Consider the following 16,153-nt stretch of genomic DNA (forward strand, 5'->3'; position numbering starts at 1 on the left):
GCGTGCGCGGCGTTAAAGCGCATCTTAACATTGGCGGGGGCAGATGGGGGTGTGAAACTGAGCGCCGAAAAAGACATCGCCGACAAGATCGCCGCCGCCAAGGCGAAGCTGGTCGTGGTCGAACCCAAGCCGATCAGCCCCTATGCGGCTCTCGGCGCCGCCGCCCTGGCCGCCACGGCGGCCGTGGTCATGGCCGGGGTGGTGGTGCTGGGGCCGGGCGTCCGCTTTGACGAGCCCGTGGCGACCTATACGCCCTAGCGATTGCCGGTGCGGAAGCGCCAGGCGTCGTCGGCGGCCCGCATCGGGGCGCGGGCCTTGTGCCGGGTCTCGGCGTATTCGGCTGCTGGATCGCTGTCGGCGACCACGCCGGCGCCGGCCTGGACGAAGATCTGATCATCGGCGAACAGGGCCGTGCGCAGGGTGATGCAGATGTCCGCCTCGCCGCCGGCCGAGATATAGCCGACCCCGCCGCCGTAGCCGACGCCGCGCTTTTCGGTTTCCAGCTCGTCGATCACTTCCATGGCCCGCACCTTGGGCGCGCCTGACAGGGTGCCGGCGGGAAGGGCCGCCAGCAGGGTGTCGACGGCGTCCAGTTTCGGATCGGCCTTGCCGCGCACATTGGAGACGATGTGCATGACCTGGCTGTAGCGTTCGACGACGAAGCTCTCGGTCACCTCGACCGTGCCCGGCGCGGCGACGCGGCCGACGTCGTTGCGGCCCAGGTCCAGCAGCATCAGATGTTCGGCGCGCTCCTTGGGGTCGGCCAGCAATTCGGCCTCCAGGGCCTTGTCCGCCTCGGGCGTGGCGCCGCGCATGCGGGTTCCGGCCAGGGGGCGAATGGTGACCTGGCCGTCCTTGAGCCGGACCAGGATCTCCGGGCTGGAACCGGCCAGCTGGAAGCCCTCGAAGTTCAGATAGAAGAGATAGGGCGACGGGTTCTGGCGACGCAGGGAGCGGTAGAAGGCGAAGGGATCTTCGGTCCAGGGGGCCGAGAAGCGGTGGCTGAGCACGACCTGGAAGATGTCGCCGGCGGCGATATAGTCCTTGGCCTTGGCCACCATCTCGCCGAAGCCGGCCTCGTCCACGGGCGAGGCGAAGGTCGGGGCGGGCGTCGGTTGGGGCGCGGCGCGCACCGGCAGAGGCTCGCGCAGGGCGGTCTCGAAGGCGTCCAGTCGGGCGACGGCGGCGTCGAACGCTTCACGCGGCGCGGCGCCTGCGTCGGGATAGGCCGCCGAGACCAGGATGATCTCCTGCCCGACGGAATCGAAGATGGCGACCAGCGACGGGCGGGTCAGGACGGCGTCCGGCAGGTCCAGTGGATCCGGATTGGGTTCGCCCAGCGGCTCGAGCAGACGCACCATGTCATAGCCGAAGACGCCGAACAGGCCGGCTGCCATGGGCGGCAGGCCCTCCGGCAGGTCGAACTTCGAGGCGGCGATCAGGGCGCGCAGCGACTGAAGCGTCGGCAGGGCCTCGGGCGTGAACCGGCCCTCGGCGACGGCGGGGCCGCGCGCCAGCTCCGCCGCGTTGGAACGGCAGCGCCAGATCACATCCGGATCCAGGGTCAGAATCGAATAGCGGCCCTTGACCGCACCGCCTTCGACCGACTCCAGCAGACAGGCGTAGGGGCGGCTGTGACCGAGCTTCAGATAGGCCGAGACCGGCGTCTCGAGGTCATCGATGACGCGCCGCACCAGCACCTGCGGCCGACCGGCCGAGAGGCCGGCGGCGAAGGCGTCGAAATCGGGTTCTCCAGAGGCCGCCGTGGTCATTGCGCCGGTGCGGCGGGGGCCGTCGGCTCGGCTGACAGGCCCAGGGCCTGACGCGCCAGGGCGACGTCGTTCTTGGCTTTGGAACGCTGGGCGCCGGCGGTCATCTCGGTCTGGACCATGGCCTGGACCAGTTCCTGGGTGATGCGCGGGCGGGCCTGTTCGGCCAGAGGACCGGCGACGGCCGGATTGGCGGCGTGGATGCCGTCGACGCGGCCGACCAGATAACCGCCTTCGCCCGGTTGGGAGAAGACCTGGCCCTTGGCCTGACCGAACAGGCCCTGGAGCACGCCCTGGCCCAGCGATTCCTGGGTGGTCTGGTCGCGGACCACGCCGGTGCGGACGGTCAGCGGGGCGTTCACCGAACGGGCCACGGCGGCGATGTCCTGGCCCTGGCGGACGCGGCCGGCCAGTTCTTCGGCCTTGGCGGCGAGGCGGCGCGAGATTTCGCGTTGGGTCCATTGAGCGGCCAGGGGCGCTCGCACCTCAGCCAGGGTCGGCAGGGCCGACGGACGGATGTCGTTCACGCGGACCGCGAAATACTGGCCCTGGCCGGCGTCGATCACGTCGCTCTCACCGCCCTTGGTCAGGCTCCAGGCCGTCTCGAAGATTTGCGGCGGGGCGTTCAGGGCCTGGCCGTTGGGCAGTTTGCCGTCCTTGGTGAAGGGGGGCAGGTCGATGACACGGCCGCCGGCCTCGCGGGCGGCGTCGGCCAGATTCTTGCCTGCGGTGCGGGCGGCCTCATACTTCTCGACCTTGGCGTAGGTCTGGCCCTTGACGTCCTCGGCGCGCAGTTCCGCGACGATCTGGTCGCGCGAGTTTTCCAGGGTCGCGGGCTGACCCGGCTGGATGGCGGTGACCTTGGCGACGGCGAAGCCGACGCCGGCCTGGACCGGGTCAGAGACCTGGTTGACCTGCAGGCCGAACACAGCAGCGGCGGTGGCCGCGTCTCCGACGGCGGCGCGGGGCGTGGCGTTGAAGTTCGCCGGCTGGATGCTGTTGGCGCGGCCGACATCGGCGGGCGACTGGCCGGCGCGCAAGGCGGCGGCGATCTTCTGGGCGACGTCGCGGCTGGGCGCGGTCAGGGTCACGAAGGTGCGGGTCTCGGGCTTGCCCAGGCTGTCCTTCTTGAACTCGAAACGTTCGCGGATACGCTCATCCGACACGACGGGGGCGGCGCCCGGGTCCGGCGTGAACAGGACGACGGACACCATGCGGAACTCCGGCGCGCGCAGACGTGCGGCGTTTTCCTGAATGAAGGCGTTCAGCTGGGCGTCGGTCGGGGCGGGGATTTCGCCGGCCATGGCGGGCGTGACCTCGAACCAGCGACCGTCGCGGGTCTCGAAGGCGGCGCCGGCCAGCAGGGCGCCGTAGATGCGCGGCGCACGGGCGCCGGCGAAGATGGCGGCGCCGAAATGCTCCGTCGCATACTGGTCGCGCAGGTCCTGCTCCAGCATGGCGGGGGTCAGGTTCTGTTGAGCTAGGGCGCTCTCATAGGCCTGTTGATCGAACTGGCCCGTGACCGAGTTGAAGAAGGCGGGGATCTGGCGGATCTGCTTGACGATCAGTTCCTTGCCGGGGCGGATGCCCGCTTTCCAGGCCCAGTTCAGGAAGCCGAGCTGTTCGGTCTGGCTGTCCAGGAAGCGGGTGTGGATGTTTTCCGCGATCAGGTCCTCGTTGGTCACGGGACGACCGGCCTGCTGCTGGATGTTTTCGCGCACACGCCCGAAGGCGGCGCTGAACTCGGCTTCGTTCATCGAACGGTCGCCGGCGTCGATCACATGTTTCGGGCCCAGGTTGGCGAAGACATCCATCCGCGCGCCCACGATCACGAAACTGATGGCGATCAGGACGAGCAGGGCGGCGGCCCACTTGGAGCGCGAGAAGGCGCGGAAGGCGGTGATCATTCGAAGACCCGTAGACTGGCCGAGGTTGGCGTCACCCGGCGTATAGTCGGGCCGGGCGCGCCCCCGCAAGGACGGCGTGATGGCCAGATTGCGGCGCCCCCTCTTGGCTTGCCGGTTTGAGGCCCCTAGACAGGGGTTATGAAACAATCCGTGAAGTTGATCGTCGGCAACTGGAAAATGCACGGCGTCTCCGCAGACGTATCCGAGGCCCTGGCTTTGAAGGAAGGCCTGGCGGGGGCGCAGCCCTCATGCCGCATCGCCCTGTGCCCGCCCGCCACCCTGACGGACCGCCTGCGCCGCGTCCTGGCGGACAGCACGGTCGAAGTGGGTGGGCAGGATTGCCACGAAAAGGCTTCGGGCGCCTTCACGGGGTCGGTGTCGGCGGACATGCTGGCGGACGCCGGCGCCACCCTGGTGATTCTGGGCCATTCCGAGCGACGGGCGGCCTTCGGGGAAACGGACGCAGACGTCGCAGCCAAGGTCGAGGCGGCCATCGCGGCCGGTCTGGAGCCGATCGTCTGCGTCGGCGAGACCCTGGAGCAACATGAAGCGGGCCAGGCGGTCGCCGTCGTCAGCGCCCAGATCGCAGGCTCCCTGCCGGACGGTTTGTCCGAGCGTGACTTCGCAGTCGCCTATGAGCCGGTGTGGGCCATCGGCACGGGTCTGACGCCCACTCTGGAACAGATCGCGGAGGTTCACGCCGCCATACGGACCGCCATGATCCAGCGCCTGGGCGAGCCCGCCCGCCGCGCGCCCATCCTGTACGGCGGCTCGGTCAAACCTGACAATGCGGCCGAAATTCTGGCCGTGCCGGAAGTGGGCGGCGCCCTGGTCGGGGGCGCGTCGCTGAAGGCCGATGATTTCCTGAAGATCGTCCACGCCGTCTGACGAGCCGCTTCCGGTTTGCCCCCCGGCGGCTTCGGTGATAGAGGCCGCCGCTTGATCGGCGCAGCTCCGCGCCCACATGAATGACGCCATGCTCCAGACCATCCTGCTCGTCGCCATCATCCTGGTCGCCGTCTCCCTGACGGGCGTAGTGCTGCTGCAGCGGTCCGAGGGCGGCGCCCTGGGCATGGGCGGCGGTCCTTCGGGCTTCATGACGGCGCGGGGCGCCGGCAATCTGCTGACCAAGATCACCTGGGTGCTGGCGGCCCTGCTGTTCGGCCTGACCATCATTCTGACGGTCGTCGGCAATATGGACCGCGCCTCGGTCTCGGTGATCGACGCCGACGCCGTGGGCTCTCTGGCCACGACGCCGCAGACCCAGACGCAACAACCGGCCCAGCAACAGCAGCCGGCCGCGCCCGCCCAGCCGACCGCGCCGTCGCTGGACGATCTGGAAGCCAGCCTGCCGTCCGCCTCGGCGGCCAGGTCGCCGGCGTCCGCTCCGGCCCAGCAGCCCGCCCAGTAACGGGCAGGCGACCGACCCGACTTTCCGAAAGCGCGCCGCAGGGCGCGCTTTCTTCTTTTGATCAACAGTTCGATTCGCGGCGGGCCATGCGTCGTTCGCGAATCATGGAGTAAGGTGTCCGCCCATGGCTCGCTATGTGTTCATCACCGGCGGCGTGGTTTCCTCGCTAGGAAAAGGCCTCGCCTCCGCCGCTCTCGGCGCTCTTTTGCAAGCGCGCGGCTACAAGGTCCGGCTTCGCAAGCTCGATCCCTATCTGAACGTCGATCCGGGGACGATGAGCCCGTACCAGCACGGCGAGGTCTTCGTGACCGACGACGGCGCCGAGACGGACCTGGACCTGGGTCACTACGAGCGGTTCACCGGGGTGTCGGCGGCCAAGTCCGACAATATCACCACGGGCCGAATCTATTCGACCATCCTGGAGAAGGAGCGTCGCGGCGACTATCTGGGCGCAACTGTCCAGGTCATTCCGCACGTCACCGACCAGATCAAATCCTTCTGTCTGACCCCGGCCCTGACCGATGAGGGCGAGGCCGTGGACTTTGTTCTGGTGGAGATCGGGGGCACGGTCGGCGACATCGAGGGCCTGCCCTTCTTTGAGGCCATCCGCCAGCTGGGCCAGGACCTGCCGCGCGGCCGATCCTGCTTCGTCCACCTGACCCTGCTGCCCTTCATCAAGACCGCCGGCGAGATGAAGACCAAGCCGACCCAGCATTCGGTCAAGGAGCTGCGCTCGATCGGCATCCAGCCCGACATCCTGCTATGTCGCTGCGAACAGCCGATCCCGGCCGAAGAAAAGCGTAAGATCGGCCAATTCTGCAACGTTCGCGAAAGCAGCGTCATCGAGGCGATGGACTCGGCCGACATCTATGCCGTGCCGCTGGACTACCATCGCGAAGGCTTGGACCGCGAAGTCCTGGCCCATTTCGGCATCGAGGACGCGCCCGAGCCTGACCTGTCGCGCTGGCAGGAGATCGCGCGCCGCCGTCTGCACCCGGACGGCGAGGTCACCATTGCGGTGGTCGGAAAATATACGGTGTTGAAGGACGCCTATAAGTCCCTGATCGAGGCCCTGCACCACGGCGGCGTGGCCAATAACGTCAAGGTCAATATCGACTGGGTCGAGGCCGACACCTTCGAGGGCGACCCGGAGGCCTGCGAGGAGCGGCTGCAGGGCGCCCACGCCGTTCTGGTGCCGGGCGGCTTCGGCGAGCGCGGCTCGGAAGGCAAGATCGAGGCGGCGCGGTTCGCCCGCGAGCGCAACATTCCCTATTTCGGCATCTGTTTCGGCATGCAGATGGCTGTGATCGAGGCGGCGCGGAACCTGGCCGGCTATCCCAAGGCCTCGTCCACGGAGTTCGGTCCGACCGCCGAGCCGGTCGTGGGCCTGATGACCGAATGGACGCAAGGCAATCAGCGCGTCCTGCGCCAGCAGGGCGGCGACCTGGGCGGCACCATGCGGCTGGGCGCCTATGATTCGACCCTGACCGAAGGCTCTCGGATCGCAGAGATCTATGGAACCACGGCCATCAGCGAGCGGCATCGTCACCGCTATGAGGTCAATATCAACTATCGCGAGGCGATCGAGGCGAAGGCCGGTCTGGTCTTCGCCGGCTTGTCGCCCGACGGCGTCCTGCCGGAGACGGTGGAGCGGCCGGACCATCCCTGGTTCATCGGCGTTCAGTACCATCCCGAGCTGAAGAGTCGGCCGTTCGCCCCGCACCCGCTGTTCGCCAGCTTTATCGGCGCGGCGCTGGTGCAGAGCCGCCTGGTCTGATCAAACCGCGTTCACGGACCTGCGATTCCGGCTGGTGTCGGTTTTGCATTAAACTGCCTGGAACGGATCGAAATGGGACGATCCGACAGGATGGACCGTCGATGATCGGCGACTTGCTCTATCACCTGCACCGGCATGTCCGTCTGGTGCTGATCGCCGGCGGCCTGGGGCTCGTTGTCGGCATGGCGTTTGTCGGCTACGAGGTCGCGCGCAGCCTGGAGGCGCCGTCGGCCCACCCGGCTAGGACCGGGCGGGCCTGAACCGTCAATCGATCTTCAGGCGCATGAAGATCATCCCGCCATCCGGATCGCCGCCGTAAACCGGCTCCAGCGCGTCCGGCACGCGGTTCACCGCATAGAGAGCGCCGAGGCCGAAGCGGACGCGGGGGGCGATCCGCCAGTCGCGCACTGCGCCCAGCGAGGCTTTCCCGAACGTGCAGAGGGGGCCGTGACCGCCGCCGAGGCCGGGGACCAGTTCGTCCGTCTCGATCCGTTCGGCGCGGACGAAGACGGTCCAGCGGTCGTTCGGATGGACGGCGGATTCCAGCAGCCAGCCGTCCTTGGACTCGTCGTGACTGTTGGTCTTGCGGCCCCAGGCCAGGGTCGAGGACCACCAGCCGGTCTCGCCCAGGCGACGGGTGTGGATGGCGCTGGCTGACCATTTGGTCTCGTCCTCGTCGGGCTCCAGCTGTTCCGGAGCCGAGACGTCGGCGTAGGAGGCCTGGAAGGACCAGTCGGCCGTCGGGTTCCACGAGCCCCGCACCGACCAGCTGTCCAGTTTCGGCGAGTCTATGCCCCAGCGTTCCTCGTCCGGCTCGCGACCCTTGAAGGCCGAGGTCTCGATCTTGAACCGGTCGTGGGCCCAGCCCAGGGTGGTGACGCCGAAGACGATATGGGTCGAGTCCAGCCAGTGGTGGGTGATGGGCGCCTCGGGACTGTCCATGGCGCTCATTCGGTGCATGAAGGCGGGCGGGCCGAAGGCGGGTTCGCCGGGCAGGCCGATATAGCCGTAGAGGCTGTCCTTGTCGGACAAACGTTTCGAATAGCTGGCCGACAGCTCCATGAATAAGTCGTGCGGATGCTGGCGGTCGACCAGGGGGGCGAAGCCGTTCGCCGTCTCGCCGGCGGCCAGCAGCAGCGGATAGCCGGACTTGCCCATCAGGGGGTCGGGGCTGAGCATGGCGCGCAGGTTCAGGGTCGAGCCGTCGTCGAAGTCGCGGCGGGCCGTGGTCATCAGCATGCCGGAGACGAAGGTCTTGTCGCCGCCGCGGGGGCCGGACTGGGTGTCGTAGGTCAGGTTCAGCAGGGCGTGGGTCATCACCGTCCAGTCGCCTCGGACGGTGTGGATCCCGGCGTGTTCGCCGGAGTCGGGCTGCCAGCTGGTGCCCGAGGCGTCCCGGCTCATTGCCAGGGGCCGTAGGGGCTGGTCATGGCGTGTGAGGCGGCCGGCATGGCGGCCATGTCGTGGCCGGCATGGGGATCGGCGGCCGGCGCCGCCTGGTGGTGGGAATGGTCCTGCGCGCTTGCGGCCTGAGCGAGGGCGAGCAGGGAGACGCCGGCGAGGGCGCCGACAAGGATGCGGGGAGCCATGATGGCCTCCTGGAATGATCGTGACTGAAGGCGCCGCGAACGGCGCAGGGCTCAGGCGATCAGGAGGCGGGGCGGGCCGGGCTCGGGAGAGAGCAGGAGCCCGGCCGGGACGTTGAACAGCGGGGCGGTTAGGCGGGCCGGGGCGACGGTCGGGGCGGGATCTGAGTCGGGCTCGAGGTTCGGCGCCGCCACGCAGGCGACGCAGCAGGCCATCACCTTCATTGTTTTGCCAGGGGCTTTGACGGGTTGGTCAGGCGTCTGGTCCGGGGCGGCGTGGCTGGTCTCGTGGCAGGGCGCTGAGGCCATGGCCGGTGACGCCGAGACGCCGACGGCGCCCAAGGTCATCACCGCCAGGGCGCCGATCAGCAGCAGAAGGGACGATACGATCTTCACGACGCTGAGGATAGGCCTTGCAACCTGGCGTCGCAATGTATCGCCCGTGTCATTCACCGCGCGGGCTTCTTGTCCACTAGGGGCAAGCCCGGGGCGTCCGGTGGCGTCTGCCCGCCGGCGCCCAGTTCGCGTTGCATGAAGACGACGTCGCGCCAGTCGTCATGTTTCCAGCCCGCCGCCTTGAACACGCCGGCGTCGGCGAAGCCACGGACGCGGTGCAGGGCGATGGAGCCGGCGTTGTCGGAATCGCCGATCACGGCGACCATCTGGCGCAGGCCCAGGGCTTCGCAGGCGAGGATCAGTTCGTCCAGCAGGGCGCTGGCGACGCCGTTGCCCCGGGCTTCAGGGGCGACATAGATCGAGTCCTCGACCATGTAGCGATAGGCCTGGCGGGTGCGGAACGGGCCGGCGTAGGCGTAGCCGACCACCACGCCGTCGATCACGGCGACCAGCCGGGGCAGGCCCAGGGCCTGGATGGCGGCGAACCGGGCCGTCATCTCGATCGCGTCCGGCGGCTCCAACTCGAAGGTGCCGCGTCCGTTGGCGACGCTTTCGGCATAGATGGCGGTGATCGCCGCCATGTCGGCCGGGGTCGCCTCGCGGATCTGGACCTCAGACCGCATCAGCCCAGCAGCCGCGCGGCCTGGGGCGCGAAATAGGTCAGGACGCCCGCGCAGCCGGCGCGCTTGAACCCGTGCAGGGTCTCCAGCACGGCGCGGTCGTGATCCAGCCAGCCGTTGGCGATGGAGGCCTGCATCATCGCGTACTCGCCCGACACCTGATAGGCGAAGGTCGGGACGCGGAAGGTCTCGGACACGCGGCGCACGATGTCGAGATAGGGCATGCCCGGCTTGACCATGACCGCGTCGGCGCCTTCCGACAGGTCCATGGCGACCTCCTTCAGGGCCTCGTCCGAGTTGGCGTAGTCCATCTGATAGGTCTTCTTGTCGCCCTTCAGCGCGGTCGAGGAGCCGACGGCGTCGCGGTAGGGGCCGTAGAAGGCCGAGGCGAACTTGGCCGCATAGGACAGGATCAGGGTGTCGTGGAAGCCGTTGGCCTCGAGCGCCTCGCGCACCGCCTGGATGCGGCCGTCCATCATGTCGGAGGGAGCGACCACGTCGGCGCCGGCGTGGGCGTGGATGAAGGCCTGTTCGGCCAGGCGGTCCAGGCTGGCGTCGTTGACGATCCGGTCGCCCTCCATGACGCCGTCATGGCCGTGGTCGGTGTAGCAGTCGAGCGCCACGTCGGTCATGACGCCGATCTCCGGCGCGGCGTCCTTGATGGCCTTGATACAGTCGGGGATCAGGCCGTCGGGATCCGTGGCGCCCGTGCCGACCGCGTCCTTGATGGCGCCGTCCACATTGGGGAAGAGGGCGAGCATCGGAATGCCCAGGTCGCGCGCCTCGACCGCCGCCGCCGCCGCCGCCTTGGGCGACAGGCGGAAGACGCCCGGCATGGAGGCGACCGGCACGCGGTCCTCGGCGCCGTCGTGGACGATCAGCGGCCAGATCAGATCGGCGGGGGTCAGGACGGTCTCGGCGACCAGACGACGCACCCAGGGACTGGCGCGCAGACGCCGCGGACGGGCGAGCGGGAAGGGGGCGGGCTGGTAGGGAAGCATGGCGGGACTTTCGAAATCTGTCGCCGGACTAGCGCCGCCGGGGCCGGGGCGCAAATCGCGTGATGCGTCGGATCGTTTCGAACGTGATACCGGCTTGCGCGGATCGACGAAATGCGAGCCTATCGCATCAAGTTCAGGGAGACGGCGATGATAAGACGATGGGCGACGGGCGCGGCGGTTCTGGCCCTGGCGGCGGGGCTGTCGGGATGTATCATCGTCGCCTCCGACGGCGGCGAGCGGATCGTCGTCCAGGAGGCCTCGGCCGATCTGGGCGCACCGGCCTATGTCTCGCTCTATACGGATGCGGTCGCCGATCCCAAGCGTCCGGCGGAGGAGGTCGCGCGCGATCCGCTGCGTCATCCGGCCGAGATTCTGGCCTTCGCCCAACTGGCGCCCGGCGACAAGGTGGCCGATGTGCGCCCCGGCGCAGGCTATTTCACCCGGCTGTTCTCGGACGTGGTCGGGCCGACAGGTCGGGTCTACGCCTTCGTGCCCGAGCGGACCATGACGCGGGAGAACCCGCTGGCCGACGCCCTGGTCGCCGCCTATCCGAACGTGACGCGGGTCAACGGCCTGCTGGACGCCATGACCTATGACCAGCCGCTGGACATGGTCTTCATGAGTCAAGAATATCACGACTTCCATATCCCCGGTTTCAACACCGATGTGGCCAAGATGAACGCCGCCGTGTTCGCGGCCCTGAAGCCCGGCGGCCGCTATATTCTGATCGATCATCAGGCGGCGGCGGGGACCGGCATCTCGGCGGTCCAGACCCTGCACCGGATCGAGGGCGACTATCTGAAGCGCGAGGTCGAGGCGGCGGGCTTTGTGTTCGAAGGCGAGAGCGCGGCCGTGGCCAATCCGGCCGACGACCACAGCCTGAACGTCTTCGACGCCGCCATTCGCGGCAAGACCGACCAGTTCGTCTATCGCTTCAGAAAGCCGGGCTGAGGCCTTCAGGTTCGGGGGCGTCGGTCGAACGGGCGCGCGCCTCCCGCGCCTCCCGCGCCCGTCTGAGGGCGCAGGTCTCGGCCCAGAGCAGCGGGGCTGAGACGATAAAGTCGGCATAGCGCGTGCGGCGCTTGGCCTTGATCTGCCGCAGGAACAGGCCTTCGCGCTCGTTCAGGGGTTCGGCTTCGCCGGCGGCGATCAGCTCGAGCCGATGTCGCTGCAGCGCATAGGCGAAGCCGTCATCATGGCGGGCGTTGGACAGACGGCGACGGCGCATCGGAGGTTCCTTCTGGGGCGTGGGGTTTGGGGCGTGGGGCTTGGGTGAATCGGCTCTGCCTTCGCCGGTTCGCGGCGAAGTTGGGGAGGGCGTGGGACGCCGGGTCTGCACCCGGTGTTTGGATTTTTAAGTACCGTTTCGGCGCAGTCGTCGTCCCACGCGGTCGTTTTCCACACGCGCTCCGGCTGGCGGCCCTCGTCTTCGAGCCTTGCCGGATCGGCGGGCCGCCTTGCGACGGCTTCGCCGGGGCGGACCTGCCAATTAATAATCGACAGCGGTCCGCTTTCCGAAGCGTGCGGCGAGCAGGAGGCGGCATCCATCGCCGCCCCTAAGGACCCCGGCGGTCTCCTCCCCACCGGCTTCATCGCTCGACCACAGCCCCGCCGCCGTCAGGGCGCTGGATCCGACGCCCTCCCCATCGGCGGGGATGAGAGGATGATACGGGCGCCGGCGGGTATGGCGGGGAAATAGGGTCGAGATTCTTTCAGGGCGTTGAAATCGTTCGATTCAGACCAGCGTCATTGTGGGCGTTGGCCCACGTCTCCGCGCGCGAAGGCGAACGGGGAGGTGAGAAGTCAGCCGCCGAAGCCGCCTTGGTCGAGGAAGGCCTGTTCGTCGGGCGTGGTCGTGCGGCCCAGGGCGGGGTTGCGGTGGGGGAAGCGGCCGAAGCGGACGATGATGTCGCGGTGGAGGCGGCCCCATTTCTCGAGCTCGGCGTCGCCGGCGACCAGGGCCATGTAGCGGTCCTGATCCTCGATCCGTTCGGAATGTTCGAAGGGGAGGAGGAGGAAGTTCTTCAGTTCCGGCGCGACCTGGAGATGGTGGCCGCGCGCCACGGCCTGTTCGGCGAACATCAGGGCCAGGGGGTCGGTGGCGAACTGGTGGGCCGTGCCGCGGAAGCCGTTGCGCGGATACTGGTCCAGCAGGATCAGGAGGGCGAGGGCGGTCTCCGCCGTCTCGATCCAGTCGTCGCGTTCGCGCCGGGCGGCGGACAGGTGCAGATCATGGCCCCGCGCGCGAAACTCGGCGTCGAAGGCCTCGTCCTTGGCGAACCACTTGTCGGGGCCAGCCGCTTTCCAGAAGGCGACGACGTCGGATGGGGCTATGAAGGCGGTCATGACAAAGATCCTATCCAATCCGCTGCCCGTCTTCCATGACCGCGACTGCGACCTTTCGATCATTCGGGGCAAGCGCGTCGCCATGATCGGCTACGGCAGCCAGGGACGGACCCATGCGCTGAACCTGCGCGATTCGGGCGTGACCGACATCGTCGTGGGCCTGAAGGCCGGGTCGAAGACGCGGGAAAGGGCCAAGGCCGACGGATTCACGGTGATGACGGCGGGCGAGGCGGCGGCGGGCGCGGATGTCGTCGCCGTCATGACCTCGGACGAGGCGCACCGCGACCTGTGGCGCGACGAACTGGCGCCGAACGTGCGGCCGGGCGCCGCCCTGGTCTTCGCCCACGGCCTGTCGGTGCGGTTCGGCCTGGTGGAGCCGCGCGCCGACCTGGACGTCATCCTGGCCTCGCCCAAGGGGATCGGGCCGCGCATCCGTGACCTGTACGAGGCCGGGGAGGGGGTCTTCTGCCTGTTCGGGGTGCATCAGGACGCGACGGGCGGGGCGCACGCCCTGGGCCTGTCCTATGCGGCCGCCCTGGGGTGCGGGCGCAAGGGCATCCTCGAGACGACGATGAAGGACGAGTGCGAGAGCGATCTGTTCGGCGAACAGGTGGTGCTGTGCGGCGGGATCGCCGAACTGATCGATTCGGCCTTCATGAAACTGGTCGAGGCCGGCTATCCGCCTGAGGTGGCCTGGTTCGAGTGTTTCTACGAGGCCAAGCTGGTCACCGACCTGATGTACGAACGCGGCATAGCCGGCGCCTTCGCCAAGATCTCCAATACGGCGGAATACGGGGCCTATCTGACCGGGCCGCGCATCATCAACGCCGCCTCGCGCGCGGCGATGGACCAGGTGCTGGCCGAGGTGCAGGGCGGGGGGTTCGTGCGCGCCCTGATGGCGGATTACGACGCCGGCTCGCCCGACCTGCTGGCGCGGCGTGCGGCTTTGGGGCGGCGGCCGATCGAGGCGGTGGGGGCGCATCTGAACGAGGTGGCGCGTCTGGCGCGCGAGACGGCGGCGAACGACGACTGAAGTCTGGCCGCGCGAGGGAGGGCGGCGGGGCAAGAACCCGCCGCCATACCGTCGATGTCAGAAGAGAAGATGGTCGGAGTGAGAGGATTCGAACCTCCGACCCCTGCGTCCCGAACGCAGTGCTCTACCAGGCTGAGCCACACTCCGACCGTGGGGGCTGGCCTGGCGGCGTCGCCCCGAAGTGAGGACGCGGCTTATAGCCATGGGTTTCCGACCCCGCAAGCACCCATTTCGACCTTCTTTGCACGGGGCGAAAATAGTCCTGAAAGAGGGTGTTGCATCCGAAAACGGTTTGGCCTATCTGACCGCCTCCGCCGCGCGAGAGCGCTGCGGTCGCCGGACCTGCTGGGGAATGGTGTAATGGTAACACTCCGGTTTTTGGTACCGTCATTCTAGGTTCGAGTCCTAGTTCCCCAGCCACCGCTCCATAAGGGTTTAAGCCCTTTCGGCGCCGATCCCCGGGTTTTACAGTTCGCTTTTGTTCTGGGCCCATTCCGACGGCTTTACCGGTCACGTAGCGGCGTGCGACTTTCTGTACGCGCTTGAGCGCCCAGCCCAGGGCGCCAAAGGACTCTCGTTAGGGCTGGATGAGAGACGGGGCCACGTCGCCTTGGCAGGGCGAGTTCGCCCCCCGCCTCTCACGCTGTTGCGAACAATTCGCAGGGCGTGTATCGCGCTGGACAATGGCACAGTCAGACTCACAGCCGGGGCAGAGTTTCGCGCAATTGCTGATGATCGAACGCCCGTCGCTGGTGCGGCTGGCGCGACGTATTCTGGGCGACTCCAGCTTGGCCGAGGACATCGCCCAGACCCTGTGGCTGCGTGTGCAACGGATCGCCGACCCTGCGGCGATCCAGGACAAGCGCGCCTATCTCTATCGATTGGCCCTCAACCTGACCTCGGACCAGATGCGCCGCCGCAAGCGTGGCGCGGTCCTCTTCGAGGGCCAGATCGAGGATCCCGGCGTGATCGACGCCGCCCCCACGACCGAGGCCCGGATCATACATCGGCAAAGGCTGGACCTCCTGGCGGAAGCCATCGACGAGTTGCCGCCGCGTTGCCGCGAGGTCTTCCTGCTGCGGCGTATCGAGGAGCTGTCGCCGGCCGAGGTCGCCGAACGGTTGGGCATCACGCCGAACGCCGTAGCCAAACACGTCCGCCACGCCTTGCACCACTGCCAAACGCGACTGGCGGAACGGGAGGCGGGATGATGTCGCGAGCGCCCAGACACGTCGCCCCCATAGACCGGGAGGCCGCACGCTGGCTGGCTGAGCAGGACGGCGGCCTGCTGGACGCCGTCGGCGAGGAGCGGCTGAAGACCTGGCTGAAAACGCCGGCGAACGCCCGCGCCTTCGCACGCGCGCAATCCCTTTGGCGGGACATGGGCCAAGCGGCTCACCCCGCCGTGCCCGCATGGCGCGCGAGGTCGGAACGGCGTTCGCGACGCACATCGATTCCGCGCATCGGCCGGTCAGGACTACCGATCGCAACCGGGCTGGCGGCCGCCGTGGTTCTGGCCTGCATGATGCTGGACGTTCCGACCCGTCTGCACGCCGACGTGCTCACCCGGCCGGGCGAACAAAGGACGTTGAGGCTGGACGACGGCTCGGTCGTGCAGGTGAACACTGACAGCGCCATCGAGCTGGCCTATACGCCCGACCGTCGCACGGTCCGACTGCTGCGCGGCGAGGCCGCGTTCACCGTCGCGCCCGACGCCCGCCGGCCCTTCACGGTCGAGGCCGGCGGCGGCTCCGCCACAGCCCTGGGCACGCGGTTCGTCGTTCGCCGTCGCGCCGCCATGACCCAGGTCTCGGTGACCGAACACGCGGTCCGGGTCGCGACCCGCTCGGGATCGGTGACGACGCCCGAGAACATGACCTCGACCTACCGTCCGAATCAGGCGCCGTCCGCCCCAACGCCGTCGTCGCCGGACGTCGACGCCTGGACCCAGGGCTGGCTGGTGTTCGAAGATCGCCCCCTGGCCGAGGTGGTCGAGGAGATCGCCCGCTACTCGCCGACGCCGATCACGGTGTTTGGGCGCGCCGTTCGAAACCGTCACGTCAGCGGCGCCTTCCGGATCGATCAGCCGTCCCGCACTCTCGCGCGATTGGAACAGACCCTGGGTGTTCGCGCCACGCGCCTGCCCGGCGGCGCGGTGATCATCCACGGCTGAGCGAATCTCCAGGATTTTTTCTGAATTCGGGTAGTCCCGGTTCGGCCTCCTGGCGCGTCTATCTAAAGAGAACCATTCTCATTCGCATGACTTGCGAACCAACCGGACCGGCGCGGAGCGCGCCACGAGAGGCG

At 68.2% G+C, this 16,153-nt stretch carries 18 protein-coding genes and 2 tRNA genes; 10 read left to right on the top strand and 10 right to left on the bottom strand.

All coding sequences use genetic code 11. The features are described from left to right. The first annotated feature begins 51 nt into the window (after positions 1 to 51). Complete coding sequence (locus tag GGR11_RS02150; RefSeq protein WP_183195201.1) at positions 52 to 258, top strand: peptidoglycan-binding protein; 207 nt, start codon at positions 52 to 54, stop codon at positions 256 to 258. Here GGR11_RS02150 and trpE read toward each other — a convergent pair. Continuing rightward, positions 255 to 1,772 carry an anthranilate synthase component I gene (gene trpE, locus GGR11_RS02155; RefSeq protein ID WP_183195202.1) on the bottom strand — a complete coding sequence of 506 codons (1,518 nt, stop codon included), beginning with the start codon at positions 1,770 to 1,772 and terminating at the stop codon, positions 255 to 257. The two genes, GGR11_RS02150 and trpE, sit on opposite strands and share 4 nt — an antisense overlap. After that, positions 1,769 to 3,676: a peptidylprolyl isomerase gene (locus GGR11_RS02160; protein ID WP_183195203.1), complete on the bottom strand. Its 1,908-nt coding sequence runs from the start codon at positions 3,674 to 3,676 to the stop codon at positions 1,769 to 1,771. The genes trpE and GGR11_RS02160 overlap by 4 nt, the downstream gene beginning before the upstream one ends. Positions 3,677 to 3,814: 138 nt before the next feature. Between GGR11_RS02160 and tpiA the strand changes: the two genes are divergently transcribed. From tpiA to GGR11_RS02180, 4 genes are all read left to right on the top strand, one after another. Next, positions 3,815 to 4,564: a triose-phosphate isomerase gene (gene tpiA / locus GGR11_RS02165; RefSeq protein ID WP_183195204.1), complete on the top strand. Its 750-nt coding sequence runs from the start codon at positions 3,815 to 3,817 to the stop codon at positions 4,562 to 4,564. Positions 4,565 to 4,640: 76 nt separating this feature from the next. After that, a complete protein-coding gene (gene secG / locus GGR11_RS02170) occupies positions 4,641 to 5,087 on the top strand; it encodes a preprotein translocase subunit SecG (protein WP_008262390.1) in 447 nt (148 codons plus the stop codon). A gap of 124 nt (positions 5,088 to 5,211) precedes the next feature. After that, on the top strand, positions 5,212 to 6,864 hold the full coding sequence (pyrG, locus tag GGR11_RS02175) for a CTP synthase (protein ID WP_183195205.1): 1,653 nt from the start codon (positions 5,212 to 5,214) through the stop codon (positions 6,862 to 6,864). Between the two features lie 101 nt (positions 6,865 to 6,965). Next, complete coding sequence (locus GGR11_RS02180) at positions 6,966 to 7,124, top strand: hypothetical protein (protein ID WP_183195206.1); 159 nt, start codon at positions 6,966 to 6,968, stop codon at positions 7,122 to 7,124. Positions 7,125 to 7,128: 4 nt separating this feature from the next. On the opposite strand, the gene GGR11_RS02185 is transcribed toward GGR11_RS02180, so the two are convergent. From GGR11_RS02185 to hemB, 5 genes are read right to left on the bottom strand one after another with little or no spacing between them, the layout of a single operon-like run. Then, the gene (locus tag GGR11_RS02185; protein ID WP_246331489.1) at positions 7,129 to 8,268 is read right to left on the bottom strand and encodes a hypothetical protein; all 1,140 of its coding nucleotides are present in this window, start codon (positions 8,266 to 8,268) and stop codon (positions 7,129 to 7,131) included. After that, complete coding sequence (locus GGR11_RS16690; protein WP_246331491.1) at positions 8,265 to 8,453, bottom strand: hypothetical protein; 189 nt, start codon at positions 8,451 to 8,453, stop codon at positions 8,265 to 8,267. Before GGR11_RS16690 ends, GGR11_RS02185 begins: the two co-directional genes overlap by 4 nt. A gap of 51 nt (positions 8,454 to 8,504) precedes the next feature. After that, a complete protein-coding gene (locus tag GGR11_RS02190) occupies positions 8,505 to 8,903 on the bottom strand; it encodes a hypothetical protein (RefSeq protein ID WP_343051048.1) in 399 nt (132 codons plus the stop codon). Further along, a complete protein-coding gene (locus tag GGR11_RS02195) occupies positions 8,900 to 9,469 on the bottom strand; it encodes a GNAT family N-acetyltransferase (protein ID WP_183195208.1) in 570 nt (189 codons plus the stop codon). Before GGR11_RS02195 ends, GGR11_RS02190 begins: the two co-directional genes overlap by 4 nt. Next, positions 9,469 to 10,467: a porphobilinogen synthase gene (hemB, locus tag GGR11_RS02200; protein ID WP_183195209.1), complete on the bottom strand. Its 999-nt coding sequence runs from the start codon at positions 10,465 to 10,467 to the stop codon at positions 9,469 to 9,471. Before hemB ends, GGR11_RS02195 begins: the two co-directional genes overlap by 1 nt. Positions 10,468 to 10,614: 147 nt before the next feature. Here hemB and GGR11_RS02205 point away from each other — a divergent pair, with 147 nt between their 5' ends. Then, positions 10,615 to 11,418 (top strand): class I SAM-dependent methyltransferase, encoded by an 804-nt coding sequence (locus GGR11_RS02205; protein WP_246331493.1) that lies wholly within the window; start codon positions 10,615 to 10,617, stop codon positions 11,416 to 11,418. Here GGR11_RS02205 and GGR11_RS02210 read toward each other — a convergent pair. Both GGR11_RS02210 and GGR11_RS02215 read right to left on the bottom strand, forming a co-directional pair. Further along, positions 11,402 to 11,695 carry a hypothetical protein gene (locus GGR11_RS02210; protein ID WP_183195211.1) on the bottom strand — a complete coding sequence of 98 codons (294 nt, stop codon included), beginning with the start codon at positions 11,693 to 11,695 and terminating at the stop codon, positions 11,402 to 11,404. The genes GGR11_RS02205 and GGR11_RS02210 overlap by 17 nt on opposite strands. Before the next feature lie 575 nt (positions 11,696 to 12,270). Next, a complete protein-coding gene (locus tag GGR11_RS02215) occupies positions 12,271 to 12,813 on the bottom strand; it encodes a DUF924 family protein (protein WP_183195212.1) in 543 nt (180 codons plus the stop codon). On the opposite strand from GGR11_RS02215, the gene ilvC reads away from it, so the two are divergent. Then, positions 12,812 to 13,846 carry a ketol-acid reductoisomerase gene (ilvC, locus tag GGR11_RS02220; RefSeq protein WP_221205072.1) on the top strand — a complete coding sequence of 345 codons (1,035 nt, stop codon included), beginning with the start codon at positions 12,812 to 12,814 and terminating at the stop codon, positions 13,844 to 13,846. The genes GGR11_RS02215 and ilvC overlap by 2 nt on opposite strands. 70 nt (positions 13,847 to 13,916) lie before the next feature. Here ilvC and GGR11_RS02225 read toward each other — a convergent pair. Beyond that, positions 13,917 to 13,993 (bottom strand) — tRNA-Pro (locus GGR11_RS02225). 199 nt (positions 13,994 to 14,192) lie between these two features. Here GGR11_RS02225 and GGR11_RS02230 point away from each other — a divergent pair. From GGR11_RS02230 to GGR11_RS02240, 3 genes are all read left to right on the top strand, one after another. After that, positions 14,193 to 14,266 (top strand) — tRNA-Gln (locus GGR11_RS02230). Positions 14,267 to 14,529: 263 nt separating this feature from the next. Next, entirely contained in the window at positions 14,530 to 15,057 is a 528-nt protein-coding gene (locus tag GGR11_RS02235; RefSeq protein ID WP_281380129.1) for an RNA polymerase sigma factor, read from the top strand. Then, complete coding sequence (locus GGR11_RS02240) at positions 15,054 to 16,019, top strand: FecR family protein (RefSeq protein WP_183195214.1); 966 nt, start codon at positions 15,054 to 15,056, stop codon at positions 16,017 to 16,019. The genes GGR11_RS02235 and GGR11_RS02240 overlap by 4 nt, the downstream gene beginning before the upstream one ends. Positions 16,020 to 16,153: the final 134 nt, after the last annotated feature.

Source organism: Brevundimonas mediterranea (genome assembly GCF_014196125.1).
Classification (GTDB): domain Bacteria; phylum Pseudomonadota; class Alphaproteobacteria; order Caulobacterales; family Caulobacteraceae; genus Brevundimonas; species Brevundimonas mediterranea.

What these genes read in the sequence shown, in the direction of transcription:
- trpE (WP_183195202.1), bottom strand. Translation starts at nt 1,772, where the DNA reads ATGACCACGGCGGCCTCTGGAGAACCCGATTTCGACGCCTTCGCCGCC.
- GGR11_RS02160 (WP_183195203.1), bottom strand. Translation starts at nt 3,676, where the DNA reads ATGATCACCGCCTTCCGCGCCTTCTCGCGCTCCAAGTGGGCCGCCGCC.
- tpiA (WP_183195204.1), top strand. Translation starts at nt 3,815, where the DNA reads ATGAAACAATCCGTGAAGTTGATCGTCGGCAACTGGAAAATGCACGGC.
- secG (WP_008262390.1), top strand. Translation starts at nt 4,641, where the DNA reads ATGAATGACGCCATGCTCCAGACCATCCTGCTCGTCGCCATCATCCTG.
- pyrG (WP_183195205.1), top strand. Translation starts at nt 5,212, where the DNA reads ATGGCTCGCTATGTGTTCATCACCGGCGGCGTGGTTTCCTCGCTAGGA.
- GGR11_RS02180 (WP_183195206.1), top strand. Translation starts at nt 6,966, where the DNA reads ATGATCGGCGACTTGCTCTATCACCTGCACCGGCATGTCCGTCTGGTG.
- GGR11_RS02185 (WP_246331489.1), bottom strand. Translation starts at nt 8,268, where the DNA reads ATGAGCCGGGACGCCTCGGGCACCAGCTGGCAGCCCGACTCCGGCGAA.
- GGR11_RS16690 (WP_246331491.1), bottom strand. Translation starts at nt 8,453, where the DNA reads ATGGCTCCCCGCATCCTTGTCGGCGCCCTCGCCGGCGTCTCCCTGCTC.
- GGR11_RS02195 (WP_183195208.1), bottom strand. Translation starts at nt 9,469, where the DNA reads ATGCGGTCTGAGGTCCAGATCCGCGAGGCGACCCCGGCCGACATGGCG.
- hemB (WP_183195209.1), bottom strand. Translation starts at nt 10,467, where the DNA reads ATGCTTCCCTACCAGCCCGCCCCCTTCCCGCTCGCCCGTCCGCGGCGT.
- GGR11_RS02205 (WP_246331493.1), top strand. Translation starts at nt 10,615, where the DNA reads ATGATAAGACGATGGGCGACGGGCGCGGCGGTTCTGGCCCTGGCGGCG.
- GGR11_RS02210 (WP_183195211.1), bottom strand. Translation starts at nt 11,695, where the DNA reads ATGCGCCGTCGCCGTCTGTCCAACGCCCGCCATGATGACGGCTTCGCC.
- ilvC (WP_221205072.1), top strand. Translation starts at nt 12,812, where the DNA reads ATGACAAAGATCCTATCCAATCCGCTGCCCGTCTTCCATGACCGCGAC.
- GGR11_RS02215 (WP_183195212.1), bottom strand. Translation starts at nt 12,813, where the DNA reads ATGACCGCCTTCATAGCCCCATCCGACGTCGTCGCCTTCTGGAAAGCG.
- GGR11_RS02235 (WP_281380129.1), top strand. Translation starts at nt 14,530, where the DNA reads ATGGCACAGTCAGACTCACAGCCGGGGCAGAGTTTCGCGCAATTGCTG.
- GGR11_RS02240 (WP_183195214.1), top strand. Translation starts at nt 15,054, where the DNA reads ATGATGTCGCGAGCGCCCAGACACGTCGCCCCCATAGACCGGGAGGCC.